The organism is Bacillus proteolyticus, from assembly GCF_001884065.1.
In the GTDB taxonomy this organism is placed as follows: Bacteria; Bacillota; Bacilli; order Bacillales; family Bacillaceae_G; genus Bacillus_A; species Bacillus_A proteolyticus.
This window is the reverse complement of sequence record NZ_MACH01000003.1, coordinates 44974-65792: the sequence shown is the minus strand read 5'-3', so window position 1 is coordinate 65792 and position 20819 is coordinate 44974. Positions and strand designations below refer to the sequence as shown.

18 protein-coding genes and 1 pseudogene are annotated in these 20819 nt (G+C 34.6%); all 19 read right to left on the bottom strand.

Annotated features, from left to right (window positions below):
* Positions 1-173: 173 nt before the first annotated feature.
* Entirely contained in the window at positions 174-1508 is a 1335-nt protein-coding gene (pgtP, locus tag BAQ49_RS01315) for an MFS transporter (RefSeq protein WP_016130900.1), read from the bottom strand.
* A 19-nt stretch (positions 1509-1527) separates the two neighbouring features.
* On the bottom strand, positions 1528-2562 hold the full coding sequence (locus BAQ49_RS01310) for an ABC transporter substrate-binding protein (RefSeq protein WP_071743897.1): 1035 nt from the start codon (positions 2560-2562) through the stop codon (positions 1528-1530).
* The gene (locus tag BAQ49_RS01305; protein WP_016130902.1) at positions 2559-3341 is read right to left on the bottom strand and encodes a DUF3919 family protein; all 783 of its coding nucleotides are present in this window, start codon (positions 3339-3341) and stop codon (positions 2559-2561) included. Before BAQ49_RS01305 ends, BAQ49_RS01310 begins: the two co-directional genes overlap by 4 nt.
* Before the next feature lie 66 nt (positions 3342-3407).
* On the bottom strand, positions 3408-4838 hold the full coding sequence (locus BAQ49_RS01300) for a HAMP domain-containing sensor histidine kinase (RefSeq protein ID WP_070145540.1): 1431 nt from the start codon (positions 4836-4838) through the stop codon (positions 3408-3410).
* 11 nt (positions 4839-4849) lie between these two features.
* Positions 4850-5521 carry a response regulator transcription factor gene (locus BAQ49_RS01295; protein ID WP_002184613.1) on the bottom strand — a complete coding sequence of 224 codons (672 nt, stop codon included), beginning with the start codon at positions 5519-5521 and terminating at the stop codon, positions 4850-4852.
* Between the two features lie 120 nt (positions 5522-5641).
* The gene (galE, locus tag BAQ49_RS01290; protein WP_071743896.1) at positions 5642-6634 is read right to left on the bottom strand and encodes a UDP-glucose 4-epimerase GalE; all 993 of its coding nucleotides are present in this window, start codon (positions 6632-6634) and stop codon (positions 5642-5644) included.
* 74 nt (positions 6635-6708) lie between these two features.
* On the bottom strand, positions 6709-7512 hold the full coding sequence (locus BAQ49_RS01285; protein ID WP_071743895.1) for an SGNH/GDSL hydrolase family protein: 804 nt from the start codon (positions 7510-7512) through the stop codon (positions 6709-6711).
* A gap of 95 nt (positions 7513-7607) precedes the next feature.
* A complete protein-coding gene (gene tagU / locus BAQ49_RS01280) occupies positions 7608-8513 on the bottom strand; it encodes a polyisoprenyl-teichoic acid--peptidoglycan teichoic acid transferase TagU (RefSeq protein WP_071743894.1) in 906 nt (301 codons plus the stop codon).
* A gap of 171 nt (positions 8514-8684) precedes the next feature.
* Positions 8685-9710, bottom strand: a complete 1026-nt coding sequence (locus tag BAQ49_RS01275) for a GDP-mannose 4,6-dehydratase (RefSeq protein WP_071743893.1) — start codon at positions 9708-9710, stop codon at positions 8685-8687.
* Complete coding sequence (locus BAQ49_RS01270) at positions 9688-11061, bottom strand: UDP-glucose dehydrogenase family protein (protein ID WP_071743892.1); 1374 nt, start codon at positions 11059-11061, stop codon at positions 9688-9690. Before BAQ49_RS01270 ends, BAQ49_RS01275 begins: the two co-directional genes overlap by 23 nt.
* Before the next feature lie 213 nt (positions 11062-11274).
* Positions 11275-12732 (bottom strand): lipopolysaccharide biosynthesis protein, encoded by a 1458-nt coding sequence (locus tag BAQ49_RS01265; protein ID WP_071743891.1) that lies wholly within the window; start codon positions 12730-12732, stop codon positions 11275-11277.
* Between the two features lie 97 nt (positions 12733-12829).
* The gene (locus BAQ49_RS01260) at positions 12830-13738 is read right to left on the bottom strand and encodes an ATP-grasp fold amidoligase family protein (RefSeq protein WP_002191228.1); all 909 of its coding nucleotides are present in this window, start codon (positions 13736-13738) and stop codon (positions 12830-12832) included.
* Positions 13739-13777: 39 nt separating this feature from the next.
* Positions 13778-15208: a hypothetical protein gene (locus BAQ49_RS01255; RefSeq protein ID WP_071743890.1), complete on the bottom strand. Its 1431-nt coding sequence runs from the start codon at positions 15206-15208 to the stop codon at positions 13778-13780.
* Between the two features lie 32 nt (positions 15209-15240).
* Entirely contained in the window at positions 15241-16422 is a 1182-nt protein-coding gene (locus BAQ49_RS01250) for a glycosyltransferase family 4 protein (protein WP_071743889.1), read from the bottom strand.
* Positions 16423-16435: 13 nt separating this feature from the next.
* On the bottom strand, positions 16436-17230 hold the full coding sequence (locus BAQ49_RS01245) for an ATP-grasp fold amidoligase family protein (RefSeq protein WP_244159059.1): 795 nt from the start codon (positions 17228-17230) through the stop codon (positions 16436-16438).
* A 114-nt stretch (positions 17231-17344) separates the two neighbouring features.
* Entirely contained in the window at positions 17345-18436 is a 1092-nt protein-coding gene (locus BAQ49_RS01240) for a glycosyltransferase family 4 protein (protein WP_071743888.1), read from the bottom strand.
* A pseudogene (locus BAQ49_RS01235) lies at positions 18408-19027 on the bottom strand (acetyltransferase). The gene BAQ49_RS01240 and the pseudogene BAQ49_RS01235 overlap by 29 nt, the downstream one beginning before the upstream one ends.
* A gap of 15 nt (positions 19028-19042) precedes the next feature.
* Positions 19043-19687 carry a sugar transferase gene (locus BAQ49_RS01230; protein WP_071743887.1) on the bottom strand — a complete coding sequence of 215 codons (645 nt, stop codon included), beginning with the start codon at positions 19685-19687 and terminating at the stop codon, positions 19043-19045.
* Complete coding sequence (locus tag BAQ49_RS01225; RefSeq protein ID WP_071743886.1) at positions 19687-20802, bottom strand: DegT/DnrJ/EryC1/StrS family aminotransferase; 1116 nt, start codon at positions 20800-20802, stop codon at positions 19687-19689. Before BAQ49_RS01225 ends, BAQ49_RS01230 begins: the two co-directional genes overlap by 1 nt.
* Positions 20803-20819: the final 17 nt, after the last annotated feature.

The window sequence follows — 20819 nt, the reverse complement described above, 5'->3', positions numbered from 1 at the left end:
ATATATATTATTACACCCACTTTATAACGTTTTACACAATCAATTATATTGCAACAAAACTTCTAATGATCGGAAATATGACACCTTATCCTTTCAGATAGTTTTAAGGGATTGTTATTTTATACAAATAAAGCTATCCAAAATAATCTTTGGATAGCTTTTCTAACTAACTATTACGCTACTTTTGTATCTTTTCTCTCGTGCCCACGTTGAACGATGAACAAGAAGATTGTTGATAAAACGGCACCTGTTAATAGTAAGATGAAGCAACCGTCCCAGCCAGAACGATCAACAATAACACCGATTGCTGCGTTTGCTACAAGACTTCCGCCCACATAACCGAACAGACCACACATACCAACTGTCGTACCTACTGCAAATTTCGGTACTAATTCCATCGCACTTAAACCGATTAAGAACTGTGGTACGTAAATTAAACATCCGATAATCGAAACGGCAATACTTACAACAAGTACGCTAGTTGCTTGCCAATATACAAACGTACCAATAACAACTCCAACCATACTAATAATACACAATGGCATACGTTTCCCTTTAAATAATTTATCACTTAAAAGACCAACAATTAATGAACTTGGAATTGCCATACCTTCAAAGATTGCGTATGCTGCATGTGCTTCATTTTTTGAAAAACCTTTAACTGTCGTTAAATAAAGTGGGACCCAGTTAATAACACCGAAACGAATTAAATAAACAAATGCATTCGCAATACATAAGAACCATACAAATTTATTTTTCACTACGTATTTCATTAAAATTTCTTTTGGTGACATCTTGTTAGCATTATCTGCTTTTTCAAGATTTTCATAGTCATTACGATACTCATCAATTGGAGGAAGACCTTCAGACTCTGGTGTATCCTTCGCATTGATCCAAACAAGAACTGAAATTACCATTGCGATAATCGCTGGGAAAATAAACACGCCGCCTTGCCAATGACTTTCACCGAAAATGCCTACACCGATTCCGACAAGTGGTGGCACAAGCATTCCGCCAACGTTATGTGAAATATTCCAAATGCCTGTTTTCGTACCACGTTCTTTCTTTGAGAACCATTTCGTCATAACGATACTACAAGGTGGTGCTCCCATACCTTGTACAATACCGTTCAGGACAAGTAATGTAACAATCATTCCAAAAGAAGATGCAAACCCGAAACAAATATTTACAAGCCCTGATAAGAATAATCCGACTGCGATAAAGCGCTGGGCAAAAGCTTTATCTGATAAATTCCCCATAAAGAACTTACTAAATCCATAAACAATCGCCATTACTGAACCTAGTAGTCCAATTTCAGCTGTACTAAAACCATATTCTTGTACTAAATACGTACTTGATAACGTAAAATTACTGCGAACTAAATAATAAGCAGCATATCCAACTGAGATTCCGATTAGCACACGAATACGTAGTAATGTATATACTTTAGCGATCATATCCGCTGGTAATCTCTCAATTGCAGGTGCTGGCTTAAGCCATTTAAACATATACTCTCGTCTCCTTTTCTCACTTTTGAGAGAGACGCTGTCTATTCCATATCTCGATTATTCCACTATTTGATATATTTTGGTTCGTCCTTCTAACCGGCTGTCCTTCTATTTCTTTCTCATTCTTCGCAAACATCGTTGGTACGCCAAACGAAACTTTTTCTAAAATGTGACCCGCTTCTTCTGATAAACAATAATCAATAAATAAATCCGCAATAATACCACTCGGTGCACGTTTTAGTTTTGAAATCGCATTGACAGACAAACCTGTTTGCTCAGGTTCGTTACTTAAAATAGGAAATCCTCGTTTTTGAAGCATTCTCTGATCTCCCATAAAATTGATGCCTATCATATATTCACCACTTGCCACAAGTTCTGCTGGTATGTAACCATTCACGGTTACTTCTCCAACCTGTCCTGCAAGATGCCTCACATACGCCTTCGCTTCCTCTTCACCTAAAGTATCAATAAGTGATTGAAAAAACGTATATGCAGTACCCGAAACATTTGGATCTGGCATAACAATCTTTCCAGTGTACGCAGAGTTTAATAAATCTTGCCACCTGGATGGATACGGTAGACCGAGCGGTGCTATTTCTTCGTTCCACCGCTCTTTATTAATTGCGATTGCCAATTTCTCTACTTCGTAACCGTACCAATAACCATCTTTATCTTTAACAGTTTTTGAAATACGATTCGCATGCTGGCTCGTCACAGGAATAGACAGATCTTTTTGCTTCATCATTTGATGTGCATCTACTGTACCGCCAATAATAATATCCGCTTTCGGATTTCCAGATTCCTCTTCCACTCTTCGAAGAAGTTCTTCTGTCGAAAGACGAATAAATTCATACGTACATCCTCGCGGTTTACAAAATGATGAAAGCAATGCCTCACCAACTTCCTCGCGGGCCGCTACATATGCAACAAGATGACGATCCTCCAAAATAGGGAGACCACTTTTATTATATTTAATAGAGGTTGTATCTCGAGAGCAACTAGACATCGCTCCTCCAATTACTAGCAAAAAGAAGAAAAAGGCTATCTTTCTCATGACGCATTCTCCTTTACGAATAACTCTGCTAGAGAGCCTTTCATATACATGACATTCCCGTTATTATCACCGAGATATTGCACAACAAAGTACGATGGATACACAGAAATCGTAAGAATATCCTCTCGCTCATTCTTTACACGCTTGCCTGTTTTATAGGCAGTAATATAAGCAGTCGGTTCATTCTGTGATTGTAATAATTTCTGAATTTCTCCGTAATCTGTAATTTGCTTTGCGTATCGAATAGAATCAAATATTTGCGTAAGATCTATAGTACGTATTACATCCCCTTGCCTCACTACAACTTCCTTTGCCTCCGCAAAGAAATTACTAATGCGCTCTGGTGTATAATACAGACTTAACAAATACGTTTGCAATACTGAGATCATCGGATCCGTACCATTCTTTCCGTATACATTAGCCTCATACTGGAACAAGTCACCTACTGCAAAAGTACGTTTATGTCCATTCAAGTACGTTACTTCTCCAGTAAATACTTGTTCTTGATTCCTCGCTTCTCTCGGTTCTACTCGAATTCGGTCAAAGAATGAAACAATCGTATGCAAACGAACTTCATCCGTTACAACAATTTCTCCCCACTTCTCATGCCTTACTTTCACTTCAGTAGGAAGGGATTCATTCACTCTTTGTAAAACGGCTTGTTTGTCATCCACAATCGTGATTCGATTATATATTTGCTTCTCAATAACATAAAACAAAATAAGAGAAACGATCATACAAAAGACAAACACAAGAATTTGAAATGATAGCCTTTTCATTTCTGCCTACCTCCAAGATAAAAAAACGTTGTTTCGAAAATACCGCATAATTGTTTCATAAATGTATCATTTAACCGCTTTCAAGTTTTTTATGTCTTCCATCCGTCTTGGGAGTAAAAATGTCATACATATTGTAGTTCCCATTTCTTCACTACTCTCAATTCGCATACTCCCGCCTTGCTTCTTCATAATCTCCTGACAAATGTATAAACCATAGCCATTCCCGTAACTAGAAGGAAGCACCTTACCTTCCGGAGACTCATTCCACTCTGCAAGCACACCTTCATCCATACCAATACCATCATCATGAACAAAAACCTTTGCTTCCTGCTCATTTATAATTACATTCATACGAACTCGCGTAGCATCACTATATTTAATCGCATTATCAAGCACATTCAAGAAAATTTGCTTCGTCTTATCAAAATCCGCAACGACGTGTACTTCCATTAACTCATTCATAACTTCAATTTCAAACTGCCGCAACCTGAGTTTCACAATCGAAACTGCTTCTTCCGCCAATTCCTTTATATTCACGACTGTAGGTGACACTTCAAACGTACTCTTCCCGTACTTTGAAGACTTAAGTAATTCCTCTACAAGTGATAATAGACGCTCACTTTCTACAGCCACATAACGGAGACTCTCCTGCACATCCTCCTTAGATTGTAACTTCGGAATTAAATCTACATAACCGATAATCGCTGTTAACGGTGTTTTCAACTCATGCGTAATTCGATCTAAGAAATCTTTCTGCTTCTCTTTCTCTTCCTTCAACTGTTTAATATGTAGTTCAATTCCGTCAGCCATCGCATTAAAGGACGCTGAAAGCTGCGCAATTTCCACATACTCATTTAACTCAATCTTACTTTCATAATCTCCATTCGCAAGCCGATGCGCCATTTGCCTTAACTGATCAATTGGTTTATGAAGAGACTTCGCCAAACGAATCGCAAAGAAAATACCGGCGGCCACTAAGCAAAGAGATGTCATTAAAAACGTCCAACTCACATTCGTTAAAACTTCCTTCTCATCCGTTAGCTCATTTATGAAACGAATGCTTCCAATGACATCGTTTCCATAATAAACCGGACTTGAAAACAAAAGAATTGGAGCGGGGTCTCCCTCCTCAAAAACATAAGACTTCTTTCCCTTCAAAGAACTCTCAATGTCGATATTTCGATGAAGTAATGCTCCCTTTTGTGTATCTGCAACAACATCTCCATTCTTCCCAATCATCTGTACCCGGACATCCATTCGCTTCGCTAAATAAGAAGCGATTAAAAGTGAATTAGGACCTAGCGTCTCTACTTCTGCTTCCTTCTCTAAATAATTCATCGTATAAATTTGCGCTTCCACACTTAACTTTTCTAAGGAATCTGCCGCATTATGATACACATTCTTCTCCAGTGCAATATAAACAACCGCATACAAAAGAACAAGAATTGGAATCAACAATCCAACTATTCCAAACACCATATTTCGTTTTAAAGACATATCATCACCTTTTAGCAATCAAGCTTATATCCAACACCATAAATCGTCTTAATATGCTCCCCACTATTCCCGAGTTTCTTTCGAAGTCTTTGCACCATAATATCAACCGCTCTCGTATTTCCGATATACTCAAATCCCCATACTTTCTCAAGCAACTCATCTCTCATGAACACACGCTGAGGATTCGAAACAAACAACTGACATAAATTAAACTCTCGATACGTTAACTGAATTTCTTGCCCACTCACATGTACCTTTCTTTCCTTTGGACAAATTACCAATTCCCCTGCTCGGATCACCTCATGAGTAGAAGACACTTCCTCCTTCCTCACACGCCGACTCATATTTTTCACACGAAGAATAAGCTCCGCATAATTAAAAGGCTTCGTCACATAATCGTCCGCACCAAGCTGCAAGCCAAGCAATTTATCATTCATCTGACTCTTTGCTGTCAGCATAAGCACTGGGATATCACGATCCTTCTCTCGGAATAAACGTAATAACTCATACCCATCCGTATCAGGAAGCATCACATCTAAAATGAGTACATCCGGCTGCTCATTCCATCTCTCTAAAGCTTCTCTCCCATCAGCTGCCGTCAATACTTCATATCCTTCCATCTCTAACTGCATCCGAATTAAATTGCGGATACTCGATTCATCATCAACTACAAGTATTTTCATCATCATCCTCCTTCCATCCCGTATTATAGTACAGTTTAGTATAGCAAAAATCATACAGAAAAAGAGAGGGTATTGTCGAACATATGTTGAACGACGATACCCTCGCTTTTCCATTTCTACTTACTTCTCATAGCCATGAGGTTTCTTCTGATGCCAATTCCAAGCGTGTTCAATAATTGTTTTAACCTCTACATACTGTGGATTCCATCCTAATTTCTCTTTCGCCTTTTGTGAAGAAGCAACTAGACGTGCAGGATCTCCCGTTCTTCTTGGTGCTACTTCTGCTGGGATTTCATGATTCGTAACTTCACGAACAGCTTCAACAATTTCCTTTACACTAAAGCCATTACCATTTCCTAAGTTATAGAAATCACTTTCCCCGCCGTTTTGTAAATCTTTCAGACCAAGGAAATGGGCTGCTACTAAATCTTCCACATGAATATAATCGCGAATACAAGTACCATCTGGTGTATTATAATCATCACCAAACATCATAATCCTCTCACGTTGACCTAATGCCACTTGTAAAACAAGGGGAATTAAATGTGTCTCTGGACGGTGATCTTCCCCAATAATACCACTTGGGGTTGCACCAGCCACATTAAAATATCTAAAAATCTTATATCTCAAATTAGAAGCTTGGCTATACCAATGAAGCATCTTCTCAATTGCTAGCTTCGTCTCTCCGTATGTATTCGTCGGATTCGTCATCGTTTTCTCAGTAATAAGATCTACATCTACTTCACCATAAGTCGCCGCAGTAGAAGAGAGAATAAACTTATCTACTTTAAACTCATCCATTACTTCTAGCAAGCAAAGTGCACCATAAACATTGTTATTATAATATTGAAGAGGCTTCTCCATACTAACTCCCACTAAGGAATCTGCTGCAAAATGCATAACCGCCTCGATACTTTCTTGTTTAAAAACATCTCTTAAAAATGCTTTATCACGAAGGTCACCATTATAAAATTTTGCACCTTCCTTAATTGCATCTTCATGACCAGTTTGTAAGTTATCTACTACTACCACAGATAGGCCTTCATCTATTAATTTTTTTACAGCGTGAGAACCGATGTAACCAGCTCCACCGCAGATTAAAATTGAATTCATCTTTCTTCCTCCTACATATTATCTCCCTAATATAAAGGGTATGCGATTAATCGCATACCTTTTACATAAACAAATTACTTAGCTACAAAATAATTTGTCACATATTGCGCCCAAACGTCATATCCTTTAGCATTTGGGAAACTGAATTCCTCTTGTAAATACGGTAAAATCTCTTTCGTAGTTGCATTTGGCCATGCTTCCCAATGGTCAACATATGCATAACCATTTTGCTTTAATGCTTGAACTGCTTTCGGATAATTTTCCGCACCATATACTGGGTTTGGTGGTTGAATCATAATCGTAGCATCTTTCGCACTGCTCGAAAGTTCTCCAACAAACTTTTGCGTATTAACAACAGAGTTTCCATTACCCCTTTTATTATTGTCTGTAATGAACGGTGCTTCAAATAAAATAACATCTGGTTTTGCTTTCCCAATATCTTGAGCACGTTTATTTGCAATTAGCTCCTCGGTGCTTTCATTCTTATATTCCTTAACCGTCACATTCCATAAACCTTTACCGTAACTTGCATCCAAGTTAGATACAAACTTAGATAACCAAGCGTCTTTTGCAGGTGAAGAAGCCTCATCACCAACAATAACAAGATTCACTGCCTTTTTATCTTCAGCAGCTTTCTTTAACTTCTCTTTCACTGCATCTGGTAAATTCTTTGCGTATGCTTCATTAAAAGATACCTTTGCATCTTGTTTCTCTTCTTTGTTCGTCTTATTGTTCTCTACTTTAGTCTTTGTCGTTTTTACCTCATTTGTTTGTGCTGTTGCATTCGCAACTTTCTTACTCCAGTGTATCTTATCATTTACAATAGCAGCTACAAACAATACTAACATAACAAGGACCGTTATTGCTTTCTTGCTCATCGATTCACTTCGTCTAATAGTCTTACATCATATAATACTAATATAAAAATAAACCCAACTCTTTCCAAAAGAGTTGGGTTTATCCGTATTATTACTTATTTTAGCTCAAGATTTGCTTTTAATTTATTTGTTAAATCTTGCTTCGCTGCGTCTGGAACATAGTAATACCAAATACCGTCAGCTGCTTTATGTCCGTCACCTGGGATTTGAATATCTTCACTATTTTGCAAGCAATTCTTATAATTCTTTTGCATATCAAACATTTGATCCTGTGTTAAGTTTGTTTTCACGTTCTTTTGGATTGCTGTAAGTACATCTCCATAATTTGCTAAAGAAGATAAGTTCGCACCTTTTTTAATAACTGCTTGCATCACTTGGCGTTGACGCATTTGACGACCGAAGTCACCACGTGGATCTTCTTTACGCATACGAGTATACGCTAAAGCTTGATCACCTGTTAAATGAATATTCCCTTTTTGGAAGTGCTTTCCTTCAAGAGAGAATTCTAAATCATTATTTACATCAACACCGCCCACAGCATCAACAATATCCTTAAATCCTTCCATATTAACTTCTATGTAGTAATTGATAGGCACACCTAAGAATTTTTCGACCGTTGCGACAGACATATCTACTCCACCAAACGCATAAGCGTGGTTAATTTTATCACTTTTTCCTTTACCGACAATTTCCGTATACGTATCACGAGGGATACTTAACGTCTTCATAGAATTGTTCTTCGGGTTTAAAGTAATAACCATTAAAGAGTCAGAACGTCCTTTATCTTCACCGCGTTCATCTGCACCTAGTAATAGGATTGAAACAGGTTCAGATTTATTGATTTTTTCTTCTTGTTTATTATTTTGATCACGCTTTAAAGGTTTATGAACTTCATCTAATGTTTTTGAAACAGAAGAATATATATTATAAGCGTAGACTCCTCCACCTATAATTAATACTCCTATGATTCCTAATATCCATAGTAGGATTTTCTTTTTCATTATTATAGACCTCTTCTTTCCATCATTCTGAATAAATATCCAGATAATAAAAGTATCCATTTAGTCTCTTATACTAAGAATGACATTCTATAGCCAGTATATCAAAGTATATTCTATCTTAAGTAACCTAAACCGTTGATGGATTTTTCTTTCCCAAAAGCATAATCAATATTATTTCACTTTATAATACTCTACATACCAATTGGCGAACTCCTGTAAGCCTTTTTCTATAGAAGTTTCAGGTTTAAAATCTACAGCCTTCTGTAATAAATCAGTTGATGCGTAAGTAGCTGGTACATCTCCTGGTTTGATAGGCTCAAATACCTTTTCAAATGCAACTTCTCTTCCTAAAGCTTTACCTAGTGCTTTCTCTAATGTTTCGATAAACACCATTAGTTTTTCAGGATTATTATTTCCAATATTGAATACTTTATGTTCAACATCACCTTTAGGTGGATTACTCAAAAGACGTTGGATTCCTTCAATGATATCATCTATATAAGTAAAATCACGATATAGGTCATTTTCAAAATCACCGTTATTAAATATTTTGATTGAATCACCAGCAAAATACTTATCAGTAAAACCAAAGTAAGCCATATCTGGACGTCCCATTGGACCATACACCGTAAAGAAGCGAAGCCCAGTAGCAGGAATCTTATACAAATGACTATACGTATGGGCCATTAGTTCATTTGATTTCTTAGTAGATGCGTAAAGTGATACTGGGTTATCTACAAAATCTGTTTCCTCAAAAGGAACCTTTTTATTTGCTCCATACACAGAACTAGATGATGCATATACAAGATGATCAACTAGGTAATGTCTACATGCTTCGAGAACATTATAAAAACCAATAATATTACTTTGAATATATACATCTGGATTTTCAATTGAATATCTCACACCAGCTTGTGCAGCTAAATTCACTACAATATTTGGCTTGTACTCTTCAAAGATCTTAGTAATCATATCCTTATCAGAAATATCCCCTTTAATGAAGGTAAATTTCTCATATGGCTTAAGTTGCTCCAAACGAGCATATTTAAGATTCACATCATAATAATCATTTATATTATCAACACCTATTACTTTGCAATCTTGCTCTAGTAATTTTTTAGATAAGAAGTATCCTACAAAACCAGCGGCTCCAGTAATAAGGTATATTTTATTTTTATCTAGAGGCTTGTAAATCACTGTTATTCAACTCCTTCATGCGATCTCTACTTGTTGATTTTCTACCAATAGAATGATATTCTATGCCTGCTTCCTGCATTGCTTGCACATCATAAATGTTTCTACCATCATAAATTAGAGGTGTTCGCATTAATGTTTTATAAATTTCTGGAGTTAATGCCTTCACTTCTTCCCATTCTGTGAAAATAAAGCAGACGTTTGCACCTTCTAAAGCTTGTTCAATATCCGTAGCGTATGTGATATTACCGTTCTTATTTTTCCCCTCTGGATACACTTTAGCAAAGTTATTCGCACCTACTGGATCAAATGCATAAATATCTGCGCCTTGCTCTAACAGTAGAGGAATATTTTCAAGAGATGCAGCTTCTCTTAAGTCATCTGTACCTGGTTTAAATGTCAACCCTAACACCGCTACTTTAAGACCGTTAAAAGTAATTAACCTTTGGCTCGCCTTTTTGTATAATAAAGTCTTTTGATCATTATTTACATCGATAGCGGCTTTTACCGTTTTTAATTCGTAACCATTTTGTCTCGCTAAATACTCTAATGCTTTAGTATCTTTAGGGAAGCATGATCCGCCAAATCCAATACCTGCATTTAAGAACTTACTTCCAATACGCTCATCAAAGCTCATACCTTTTGCAACATCTTGAATATCTGCCCCGACCAACTCACAAAGATTTGCAATATCATTCATGTAAGAAATTTTAAGAGCAAGAAAATCATTAGAGGCATACTTAATCATTTCAGCTGATCTTCTATTCACTGAAACGATGGGTAAGTGAAACGGCTTATAAATATTCATTAATACTTCCTCAGCCCATTTACTTTCTGTACCAATAATTATTCTCTCTGCATATAACGTATCGTGAACAGCCGAACCTTGAGCTAAAAACTCTGGGTTGGATGCTACTTCTACTTTTACATCATTAACTAAAAAGTCCTGAATAAACTGTTCAACTTTATCATTTGTCCCAATTGGAACAGTTGATTTTACAACAACAAGACAATCTTTTTCTACACTTTCAGCAATTTGTTTTGCAACAGTTGCAATATATGAAAGGTTTGCAGAACCATCTGCTTGTTCTGGAGTCCCTACCCCAATAAAAATTGCATCAGCATCTTTGTACGCTGACTGGTAATCTGTTGTATAATTAATTCTCCCAGCTGCATAATTTTTCTGCATTAGCTCCTCTAAATCAGCTTCATAAATTGGTGAAACTCCAGATTTCATTAATTCTACTTTTTTTTCATCGATATCAACGCAAGTTACTTGATGTCCGACTTCTGCAAAACATACACCTGCTACTAGACCAACATATCCTGTTCCTGCTACCGCTATTTTAAACATACTCGATACTCCTTCTACTTTTTTTAATGCTCGAATCGTAAAATATAACTTTTTATATCATATACACATAAAAACAAATAGTTTATATACCCAGAACCAATTAACATGATTTTCATTTTCAGCATATTCTCAACTTCTAAGTCCCTAAAGTTTCTATTAAACAACATTCTATTCTAAAAATCGCAAAGTATATTTTATAAAAACTACGTCCTTCTATGATTTAAGCTTAAACATCTTTAATATATACATCATATCTTTTTTCATGTTCGGAAGTATATAAAGCAGGCCAAAATAGAACACTATACAAATAAAAATCGTTATAACATCCCATGTTATACCATCGTTTAATAGTTGAAGTACATACCCTAGCAGACCCATGATTATCGCTGAGGTTAAAGTAGGTAAGACATTATTTATCATTCTCATTACCGGAAAACCTACAAAAAACTTCAGCACTAAGAAATGTACTGCAATTGCCTCTATTCTAATTAATGATCTAGCATACACAAATGCCCAAAATCCATATTTTCCACTTATAATACATACTGGAACGAGTACTATTAAATGAAAAATTTGAGCTAAAAATGATAATTTAGGCCTTCCTTTCGCTCTATATATTTCACTGCAATAATGTCCAAGCACTATTTGTATTGCACTTGTTAATGCCCAAATAGCAATTATTTTACTAGCATCAATCCATTGATTTCCTAAAAGGATTTTTACTGCTAAATCACTAAATAGATATACACCTATCCCTAAAGGAAAAACTAAAATTGAAATCGCTCGCTGCATCTTAAAAAATGTTCGATTAAATCTATCGTTATCATCCTGTAAGCGCGATAAAGTAGAAAAAAGTATAGGAGTAGTAGCAGATGTAATTACAGCCAGAAAAGCACTAACCATCGTTGTAGACGTTTTATATAGACCAAGTAAATATTCATTAAATAAACTTCCTACTATAAATGCATCTATCCAGATTGTAAGCCAAATTGAAATAGCTTCTATTAACGACCAAATACTAAAAGACAGCATGACTTTTAATACTTTAATGTCGTAAAAAAGCTGCGGCCTCCATTTTGATTTAATATTCAATATAAGCGCATTTACAATTTGACCACAAATTGTTCCAATAATTAGTGACCAGTAACTCATTCCAATTAAAGCAAGTGGGATAGTAACAACAAAAGGAACACTAACTGACATCAAACGTACATAAAATAAGGTCTTAAAATCAAATTCACGTCTAAATAAAGCCATCTGTATACTAGAAAATGAAGATATCGGCAACTGAACGCATGCAATAGCTATTACCAGTCCTAATCCAGGGTTTCCAACTAAAATTGCAATTTGATCTGAAGAAATTCCAATTATGCCCCAAAGAATAAGCGATATTCCAAAATTTGTCCAAAATGCCACGTTAGCACTTTTGTATTTTTCCTTATCGTTCTTGAATTCATATTGGACTAGATATTTTTGAAAACCCGCATCAGTAAACATATCTGCAAAACTTATAATCATAGTGATAGTTGCTATAACACCAAAAGCTTCTGGAGAAAGAATTCTAGCCAAAATTAAATTAGTAACAGGAATAACTATTTTAGCAGCTATTTCAGTAATAGATGCCCATCGAGTCGCTTTTAAAACCTTACCTCTTAGATTCTCTTGCTCCATCTTATGACTCCTTTTTATCTCAAAAAAATTACTTTGAACGAACTAATATCATTATGTTCTATGGAATTTTATATATTTATTGTTTTTTAACCATTCTTTATTTATCAGTCGGCAATTGCAACCAACTGCCCATCTTATAACCAAATTCCTCGGGTTCAAACTTTTCGTATCCACTACCATGATAGAAAGTCATTTCGCCAAAATATATCTTATCTTTAATAGAATAAAAATCCACTCTAACATGATAGTATTCTTTTGATAACATTCTAGCTAATTGAAGCATTTCTTCTAATTTCTCTGGTTTTTCAATTAACCTTGCAGGATCTGTTGGATGTTTAATAGATGATGATACGTAATTCCAATCAACATCATATAAATTTCTTTTATGACCCTCGAAGCGATTATAATCTACCTGTATTATTTTGGGTTCTCCTAAAAAACAAAATATTTTATAGTCCTTTAATTCGATTCCCGATTCATCTACCATAAACTTTTCACAAATAATGCGAGGCTTTACATTCTTATACGGCCATTCTCTACCATGATAATAAAAGTTTCTTTTTAAGCTTCTGTTAATTTTCTTTTTGGCCCTTTTTAAGTTTAAAGCACCCTTATCTTCACACACAATTAACCCACCCGAATCATGCGTACACTTTAGTACAAATTGATCAGGTAACAGATTAAAATCAATGTCCTCAAACTTATCCCACTCTCCTAATAATGGAATAAGGTACTCCTTTCCTATAGTTTTCTCTATATATTTTCTGACTTCCAACTTATCCACAAGTTGTGTATATTCTGGATTCCTATCATAAAGTTTTAACCATTGCAATTTTTCATTAAATGTCATTGGTTTTTTTAAATCTAATTTTTTTCCCGTTCTTAGCCAAAATTTAGTCTCCAAAAATTTATCATCCGGGTAATTATTGAACATTTTTAAGTTCATTAAACGGGAAATAATCATTTGGGGATTTTTCGCTATTTTACATATCTTTTTAAATGCCATTACCATTCATTCCTTACATTAGATTCTCTTCTTTTTAAATTATTTGTGGTATCCTTTAGAATTATATTTCTTTATACTTGCATACGCTATATATACCACTGGCATGTATATAGCTAACCTAAAGGACAACATATTTAATATGATTGTTGAATTTAAGATCATACCTTGTGCCAAATAAAATGAAACAATTGAAGCTATGAAAACTATTTCTATCTTCTTACTTTTAGAATATAATGAATCAAAAAATATGCCTAACCTGACTGTCATTACTGATATAATAGGGGCTAAAATCAAGCCGAATAACATATATCCTTCTCCAATCATTGGCAAAATTTGATCTCCTCTCCATCCATTTAAGCCCATAGACATTCTTGTATCAAACAAATCAGCAACTGTAGAAAAATCAATGTTCTTTACAACAGCTCCAATTCCAAATAGCGGTCTGAGGAATCCAAATAAGTATGTCTTTATATCCAGTGCACTAGGAAAATAATTTACTGCTTCAATTGCAATTGCAACATTATATTGACCAAGAAAATATGTCTGTAAAAAATCCAAATCAAAATATTCGACAAAAAAGCCATTTACCGAATCATGTAACCCACGAGATACAGTTGTAATGACAACAAGCATAACTCCAATAGAAGTAATAGCAAAAATAGTAGTTCTTTTATATTTAGGGAATAAATTCCACAAGAATAACAAAATAGCAAAAGTATCAGCGAGCAATTTTTTCCTATTAGTTCCTATTCTAATACTAATAACAACCATAGATATTACTAAAATAAACAGATAAGAAAACAGGCTATTTTTTGAAAAGCCACCTTTGAATTTCCTTTGTAAAAATATAACAAATGCAAAAAGGATAAAATATTTCGCATTAATCAAGCATTCTCTAATTCCTAAAATAATTGGTGAGCCGATCTCATCATTTAATGCTCTATTAATCTCTCCAAAGAAACTTAGCCCCTGTCGAGCTTGTGGAAATAAAACAATTAATATAACCGATACTAAGGCAAAGATTAAATAAATTAATGGATTAGCCTGTGATTCAAGAACTTTTTTCTGTTTCTTATAATTATCCGGTATTGTTTTTTTGGACCAATAGAAAATTAATATTGAGGTTATTAATAGCTCCCAACACATCAGTATACCTGCCAAATTCAGACTTTCTGAAGATGGCGGTACTTTTGATAGTCCCCAATATGTTCCATTTAAAATTGTTACTATGGACAAAACGACATACCTTATAAATGCAACACCTGAAAATAACACTATAAAAGGTGTTCTTTTTTTTATAAGCGGTTCCCATAAAAACAAATAAAAACATAACAGGAAAACTAATGGTAATAGGACGGTAATCCGATATCCATCTTCTAATGAATCAAAATTGATAAACGGGATAAAAATCAGATACACTGTCACACTAATTATTGCACAGATATACTTTATAATTTTATTTCGATTCAAATATCAATTCCCTCACATTCTTTCTCATTTTCCTAAAAACGATATGAGCCATCTTTAAATTCTTTAAAAAACTTACCTCTTCTTTCTTCTATATTTTTCTTATCATATTTTTTGGACTCAATATAATTACGCATTGCTTGTTTTCTCATTATTTTTTTATCAAATTTTTTCAAAATCATACAAATTTCTTGGATGTTCTTTCTCGAGTTACAAAAAATAAAATCTGATTCTATCAGCTCAGGTATCCCAGCTGTTTTAGCTCCAAAAGCAGGTAATCCTCTGCTCATTGCCTCAATTAATGCCCTTGGTAGCCCTTCTTGTCTACTGGGTTGTACATATATATCAATAGCCTTTAGCCATTTAAAAACTCTATCGTGTGGCATAGGACCTAGAAATCTCACCTGATCGATGACATCGTATTTTTGAGCCATAGTTTTTAGGTAACTCTGGTCCCCTCCACCTACCAGTTGATATTCAAAATTACTTATACCCTGCTTTTTCAATTTACCTAGGGCTTCAATTACATACTGTTGTCCTTTATATCTAACATCAACAGCTGCAGTAGTACCCAAAATTATTTTATCTTCGTTGTTAATTTTTTCAATTTTATCCAATCTCTCTTTAAGGATTTCATCATCAAATTCCTTAAGAGCCACATTAGAGCAATTTGCACTTTTCCCCTTAGTTGGATACCTCTTTTGTAAAAATTCATTAGTTACATAAATTGCATGACTAGCAGATTTAACGCGCTTTTTTGTAGCATAATACATAAATGGCGCTACTAGTTTCCCTTTTAAACTATGATTCCAGAAAGCATCCCACGGACATGCAACCACTTCAATCAAATATGGTTTTTGAAGTTTTCTTGCAATATCAACAGCAATAGACCCAATAATGCTAGGCAGACGAACAACTACATAATCTGACTTTATAATCTCTCCCTCTATAATTTTCTCAGCCATTTTTTTGCCCGATAACATTCCTTTTGAACTAGATAAATTAGGACATTCCACAACCTCAAAAGGTGATACTGTAATTTTCGATAGATTTTTCTCCGCTTCGCTTTTAGGTGTTTCATTTACTCTAATTACTACAGCAAGCTCATCAGCTATTGTGTAGTAACGCCTAAAAGTTTCATCATTATGTGCTACTCCATAATAGTTATTATATTCATCTATTCTTAATGGTCCATCATGACAAAAAAGTACTCTCATAATTGTAATTACCTCATCTCATTTTTCGTGGTTCGGGCAAAATGAATTCCTCACCTAATTTTAAATCAAATTTGTCAGGAGTAAATTGAACATACCCAGTCCAAGGATAAAATGTTAATTCACCAAAATACACCTTGTTATTAACCCAATACAAATCTACCCGAACAAACGGAAAATCCGCTGCAAGAATATTAGCAACCCTTAGCATTTCTTCAAGTCCATCTGGCTTAGAAACATTATCACCAAAATTTGGATAGTCCGTACTAACATCAATAAAACTCCAATTTTCATCGTAAATATTCCTCTTATGGTCTACATGCCTGTCGACATCCAATATAATGTACCGTACTCTTCCATTAAAACAAATAAACTTATAGTCATTAATTCCATCAAATGAATTTGTATCATCTTCTAAGTATTGCTCTACTATTATTTTTGGCACAATATCTTTATACGACCACTCGCGACCGACCGAATAGTTATCCCTTTTCATCCAGTCCTGTAAAGATGTTTTGATTTCATCCAATTTTAATTGTGACTTATCCTTACATAAAATATTTGTACCACTACCATTTGTTGTCTTCATAACAAACTTCTTCGGTAACAAGTCTAAATTTAGTTGATCCACATTATCATAAACCGCGTGTAATTTATTTAATATATGTCCTAGATTTTTGGACTTAATATACTCATGCACCTCATATTTATCTGCACATTGGGTCATAATAGGCGTTCTATAGTACATCTTGTACCACTGTAACTTTTCTGTCCAACGTTGCGGATTTTTCAAGTTTAACTTCCTACCCATTTTTATTCTATACTGTAACTTAAGCATCCATGAATCTGGAATAAATTTCATAAAATGCAATATTTTAAAACGCATTTCTTTATTTTTAATAAATTTTCTATAATCCACTCTTTGTCACCCCAAAATCTTCCCTATTTCTTCTATATAAGAATTTACTACTATCTCCCTATCAAATTCATTCGCAGCCCTATTCCTTCCTATTATCCCCATTTTTCTTTTAGATTCATAATCAAGCCTTAAGAATCTCTCAATTTTCTCTATCAAATCTTGACTATTCCGTTGCTCCACAATATAACCATTTTCTCCGTGATCAACTATCTCTCTACACCCACTTCTATTAGTTGTAATTATCGGTCTACCGCAAGCAGCGCTTTCTAATAAAACATTTGACATCCCTTCAGGATAATAAGTGGGGTGAATTGTACAATGTGAAATCTTATGGAATTCCTTAACCTCGCTTTGCATACCATGATATTCAATAACACCATTTTCCTGCATTTCTTTAAGAGTGCTTTCATAAGCCTCTTCACAAAAACCTAAAATATGAAATTTTGTATTCGAATATTTTTCTCTAATAAATTTTGCCGCATCTAAATATTGATCAATACCTTTTTCTTTCATTACACGAGCAATAAACAAAAAATTTACTGTTGTATCGGCTGGATAATCTAACAAGCGATATTGCTCAAGATTAACACCAGATCCTGGTATTAACCTATGGTCATTGCTAACAATTTTTTTCTTCACAAAGAATTCTCTATTCTCTTCATTTTGAAAGAATACACAACTCGCTTCTTTTAATGCTAACTTGTATAGAAATACAGTAATTTTTTGTAATAAACCACCATTTTCAACTGCGCTTCCTAAACCAGTTATATTTGATATATATGGGACACCACTCACCTTACACGCCAGACCACCATAAATATTTGGCTTTATCGTGTATGTTAATACTAAATCCGGTTTAACTTCTCCAATAATCTTCTTGTAATTTATCAATAATTTTAAATCTGTTATTGGATTGGTACCCCTTCTACTAATTGGTGTCTCAATAAAATTACATCCTAATTCTTTTAGATAAGGTATAAATTCACCATTAGGAAGTGATATATAAACTTTATAATCTCTTACCAATTCTTGTATTAATTCTTTTCTAAATTTATATAACCCTACATCATTATTTGCTAATATTAAAACCTTTTTCATCCTGCAATCTCCTAGCTGGAACCCCAACGTACGTCCCTAATTCCGTTATATCCTTAATAACAACCACATCCGCACCAATTTTACAATTACCAGCAATATTAACATTATTACTTATTACGCTACCAATACCTAACCAAGTACTTCGTCCAACTTTAACTGTTCCTACTAAATTTGCACCCGGTGATATATGAACATAATCCTCAATTATATTGTCATGATCTATTGTAGAAGCAGTATTAATAATGCACCCTTTACCAATTTTAGTACAACAATTAATGACTGTTCCTGCCATAACTACAGTTCCCGCTTTTAGATAAACCTCTTCTCCAATAATTGCACTTGGATAAATTAAGACTGGCATACTTGCGCCTTGCTCCTCAAGTTGGTCCTGGACTTTTTCACGTATAACATTATTACCAATACCAACAAAAAGATCATAATCCTTGATGTACTTTGAAACACTTGTTGATTTATCAATTATTTCTATTCCCATTGAAGTTTTTACATCACCATCAAAAAAGTAATATATTCCTATTTATTCATTTTTAATGCAATATCCACTATCATCTTTCCGTGTCCACCAGCACCTATTACGAGAAGTTTTTTTCATAACTCCATGTTTCCTTTTCTGCTTCCTTTAAATGGATCCATAGTAGCGGCAGTTTCTGAATTAATCCCTTCTCTAATAAAGACTTTCTTAATCGTTAAAAGAATGATTTTCCAATCTGTAATAAAACTTACATTCTCAACATACTCTACATCATAATTAAACTTTTCTTCCCAACTAATAGCATTCCTACCATTAACTTGTGCTAAACCCGATAATCCTGGTCTAACTTCATGACGTCGTTTTTGGTGTTCATTATATAATGGTAAATACTGAACTAATAAAGGTCTAGGCCCTATAATTGACATATCCCCTTTAAAAATATTAAACAGACCTGGCAACTCATCAAGTGATGTTGAGCGTAAAAATTTACCGAACTTAGTAAGCCTTACACTATCAGGTAACAGCTCACCATTTTTATTTTTTTCATCTGTCATGGTTCTAAATTTATACATTTTAAAAATAGTTCCATTTAATCCTGGTCGCTCTTGTTTAAATAATACTGGACTACCTAATTTTGTTTTTACAAGAAAAGCAACTATAAGGAATACTGGACTAAGCACTATAATAGCAATTAAAGACAGGATAAAATCCATTGGTCTTTTCATAAACCTTCTATAGATGCCATCTTTAGAACTCCTCATTATGCTAACCACAACCCTTTAATAATTTTCACGACTCTATCTAAATCTTCATCTGTCATTTTCGTATCACTTGGTAAGCAAACACCATTCTCAAATAGCTTCTCTGATACATCTGTCCCAACAAAATCATATTTTTCAAAGAATGGCTGTAAATGCATTGGCTTCCACACTGGTCTAGATTCAATATTTTCTTTTTCAAGAGCTTCCATCACATCAATCGGTCGAATCTTGCCGTTCAAAGTCATAGAACTTAACCAATAGTTTGGTTCATTCCATTCATTGCTAGGCATAAACTCAATACCTTCAAGATTTCCTAATTCTCTCTTATAAAACTCGAATATGTATCTTTTCTTCTGAACTCTTTGATCTAATACTTTAAGCTGTCCTCTACCGATTCCGGCAACTACATTACTCATACGATAGTTAAAACCTAATTCACTATGTTGATAATGTCTTGCTTGATCTCTACTTTGAGTAGCCCAAAATCTTGCTTTTGAAATTCTTTCCTCATCATTAGAAACGAGCATTCCACCACCAGAAGTAGTGATAATCTTATTTCCATTAAAAGAGAAAATACCATAATCGCCAAAGCTTCCCGTATGTTTACCTTTATAGTATGTTCCTAAAGACTCCGCAGCATCTTCAATTAAAGTAACGCCATACTTTTTACAAAGTTCAACAATCTTATCCATATCTGCGGAAAGCCCATAAAGGTGAACTACTATAACTGCCTTTACATTTGGATATTTTTTAAAAGCCTCTTCTAATGCTTTAGGGCACATATTCCAAGTTTCATAATCGCTATCTATAAAAACAGGAATAGCATTTTGATAAATAATAGGATTTGCAGTAGCTGAGAATGTAAGTGTTTGACAAAAAACAACATCCCCCTCCCCTACTCCCGCTGCTTTTAATGCCATATGAATTGCAGCTGTTCCAGAAGATAGCGCTGCCGCTGCCTTAGATCCCACTTTCATAGCTAATTCTTTTTCGAATCCATTCACATTTTCCCCAAGTGGTGCAATCCAATTTGTATCGAAAGCTTCCTTAACATAATGCATTTCATAACCTTCATCACTCATATGTGGTGATGAAAGAAATATTCTGTTTCCCATTTAAAAAACTTCCTTCC

Coding starts and splice junctions, on each gene's coding strand:
- pgtP (WP_016130900.1), bottom strand. CDS start 1,508: ATGTTTAAATGGCTTAAGCCAGCACCTGCAATTGAGAGATTACCAGCG.
- BAQ49_RS01310 (WP_071743897.1), bottom strand. CDS start 2,562: ATGAGAAAGATAGCCTTTTTCTTCTTTTTGCTAGTAATTGGAGGAGCG.
- BAQ49_RS01305 (WP_016130902.1), bottom strand. CDS start 3,341: ATGAAAAGGCTATCATTTCAAATTCTTGTGTTTGTCTTTTGTATGATC.
- BAQ49_RS01300 (WP_070145540.1), bottom strand. CDS start 4,838: ATGTCTTTAAAACGAAATATGGTGTTTGGAATAGTTGGATTGTTGATT.
- BAQ49_RS01295 (WP_002184613.1), bottom strand. CDS start 5,521: ATGAAAATACTTGTAGTTGATGATGAATCGAGTATCCGCAATTTAATT.
- galE (WP_071743896.1), bottom strand. CDS start 6,634: ATGAATTCAATTTTAATCTGCGGTGGAGCTGGTTACATCGGTTCTCAC.
- BAQ49_RS01285 (WP_071743895.1), bottom strand. CDS start 7,512: ATGAGCAAGAAAGCAATAACGGTCCTTGTTATGTTAGTATTGTTTGTA.
- tagU (WP_071743894.1), bottom strand. CDS start 8,513: ATGAAAAAGAAAATCCTACTATGGATATTAGGAATCATAGGAGTATTA.
- BAQ49_RS01270 (WP_071743892.1), bottom strand. CDS start 11,061: ATGTTTAAAATAGCGGTAGCAGGAACAGGATATGTTGGTCTAGTAGCA.
- BAQ49_RS01265 (WP_071743891.1), bottom strand. CDS start 12,732: ATGGAGCAAGAGAATCTAAGAGGTAAGGTTTTAAAAGCGACTCGATGG.
- BAQ49_RS01260 (WP_002191228.1), bottom strand. CDS start 13,738: ATGGCATTTAAAAAGATATGTAAAATAGCGAAAAATCCCCAAATGATT.
- BAQ49_RS01250 (WP_071743889.1), bottom strand. CDS start 16,422: ATGAGAGTACTTTTTTGTCATGATGGACCATTAAGAATAGATGAATAT.
- BAQ49_RS01245 (WP_244159059.1), bottom strand. CDS start 17,230: ATGGGTAGGAAGTTAAACTTGAAAAATCCGCAACGTTGGACAGAAAAG.
- BAQ49_RS01240 (WP_071743888.1), bottom strand. CDS start 18,436: ATGAAAAAGGTTTTAATATTAGCAAATAATGATGTAGGGTTATATAAA.
- BAQ49_RS01230 (WP_071743887.1), bottom strand. CDS start 19,687: ATGAGGAGTTCTAAAGATGGCATCTATAGAAGGTTTATGAAAAGACCA.
- BAQ49_RS01225 (WP_071743886.1), bottom strand. CDS start 20,802: ATGGGAAACAGAATATTTCTTTCATCACCACATATGAGTGATGAAGGT.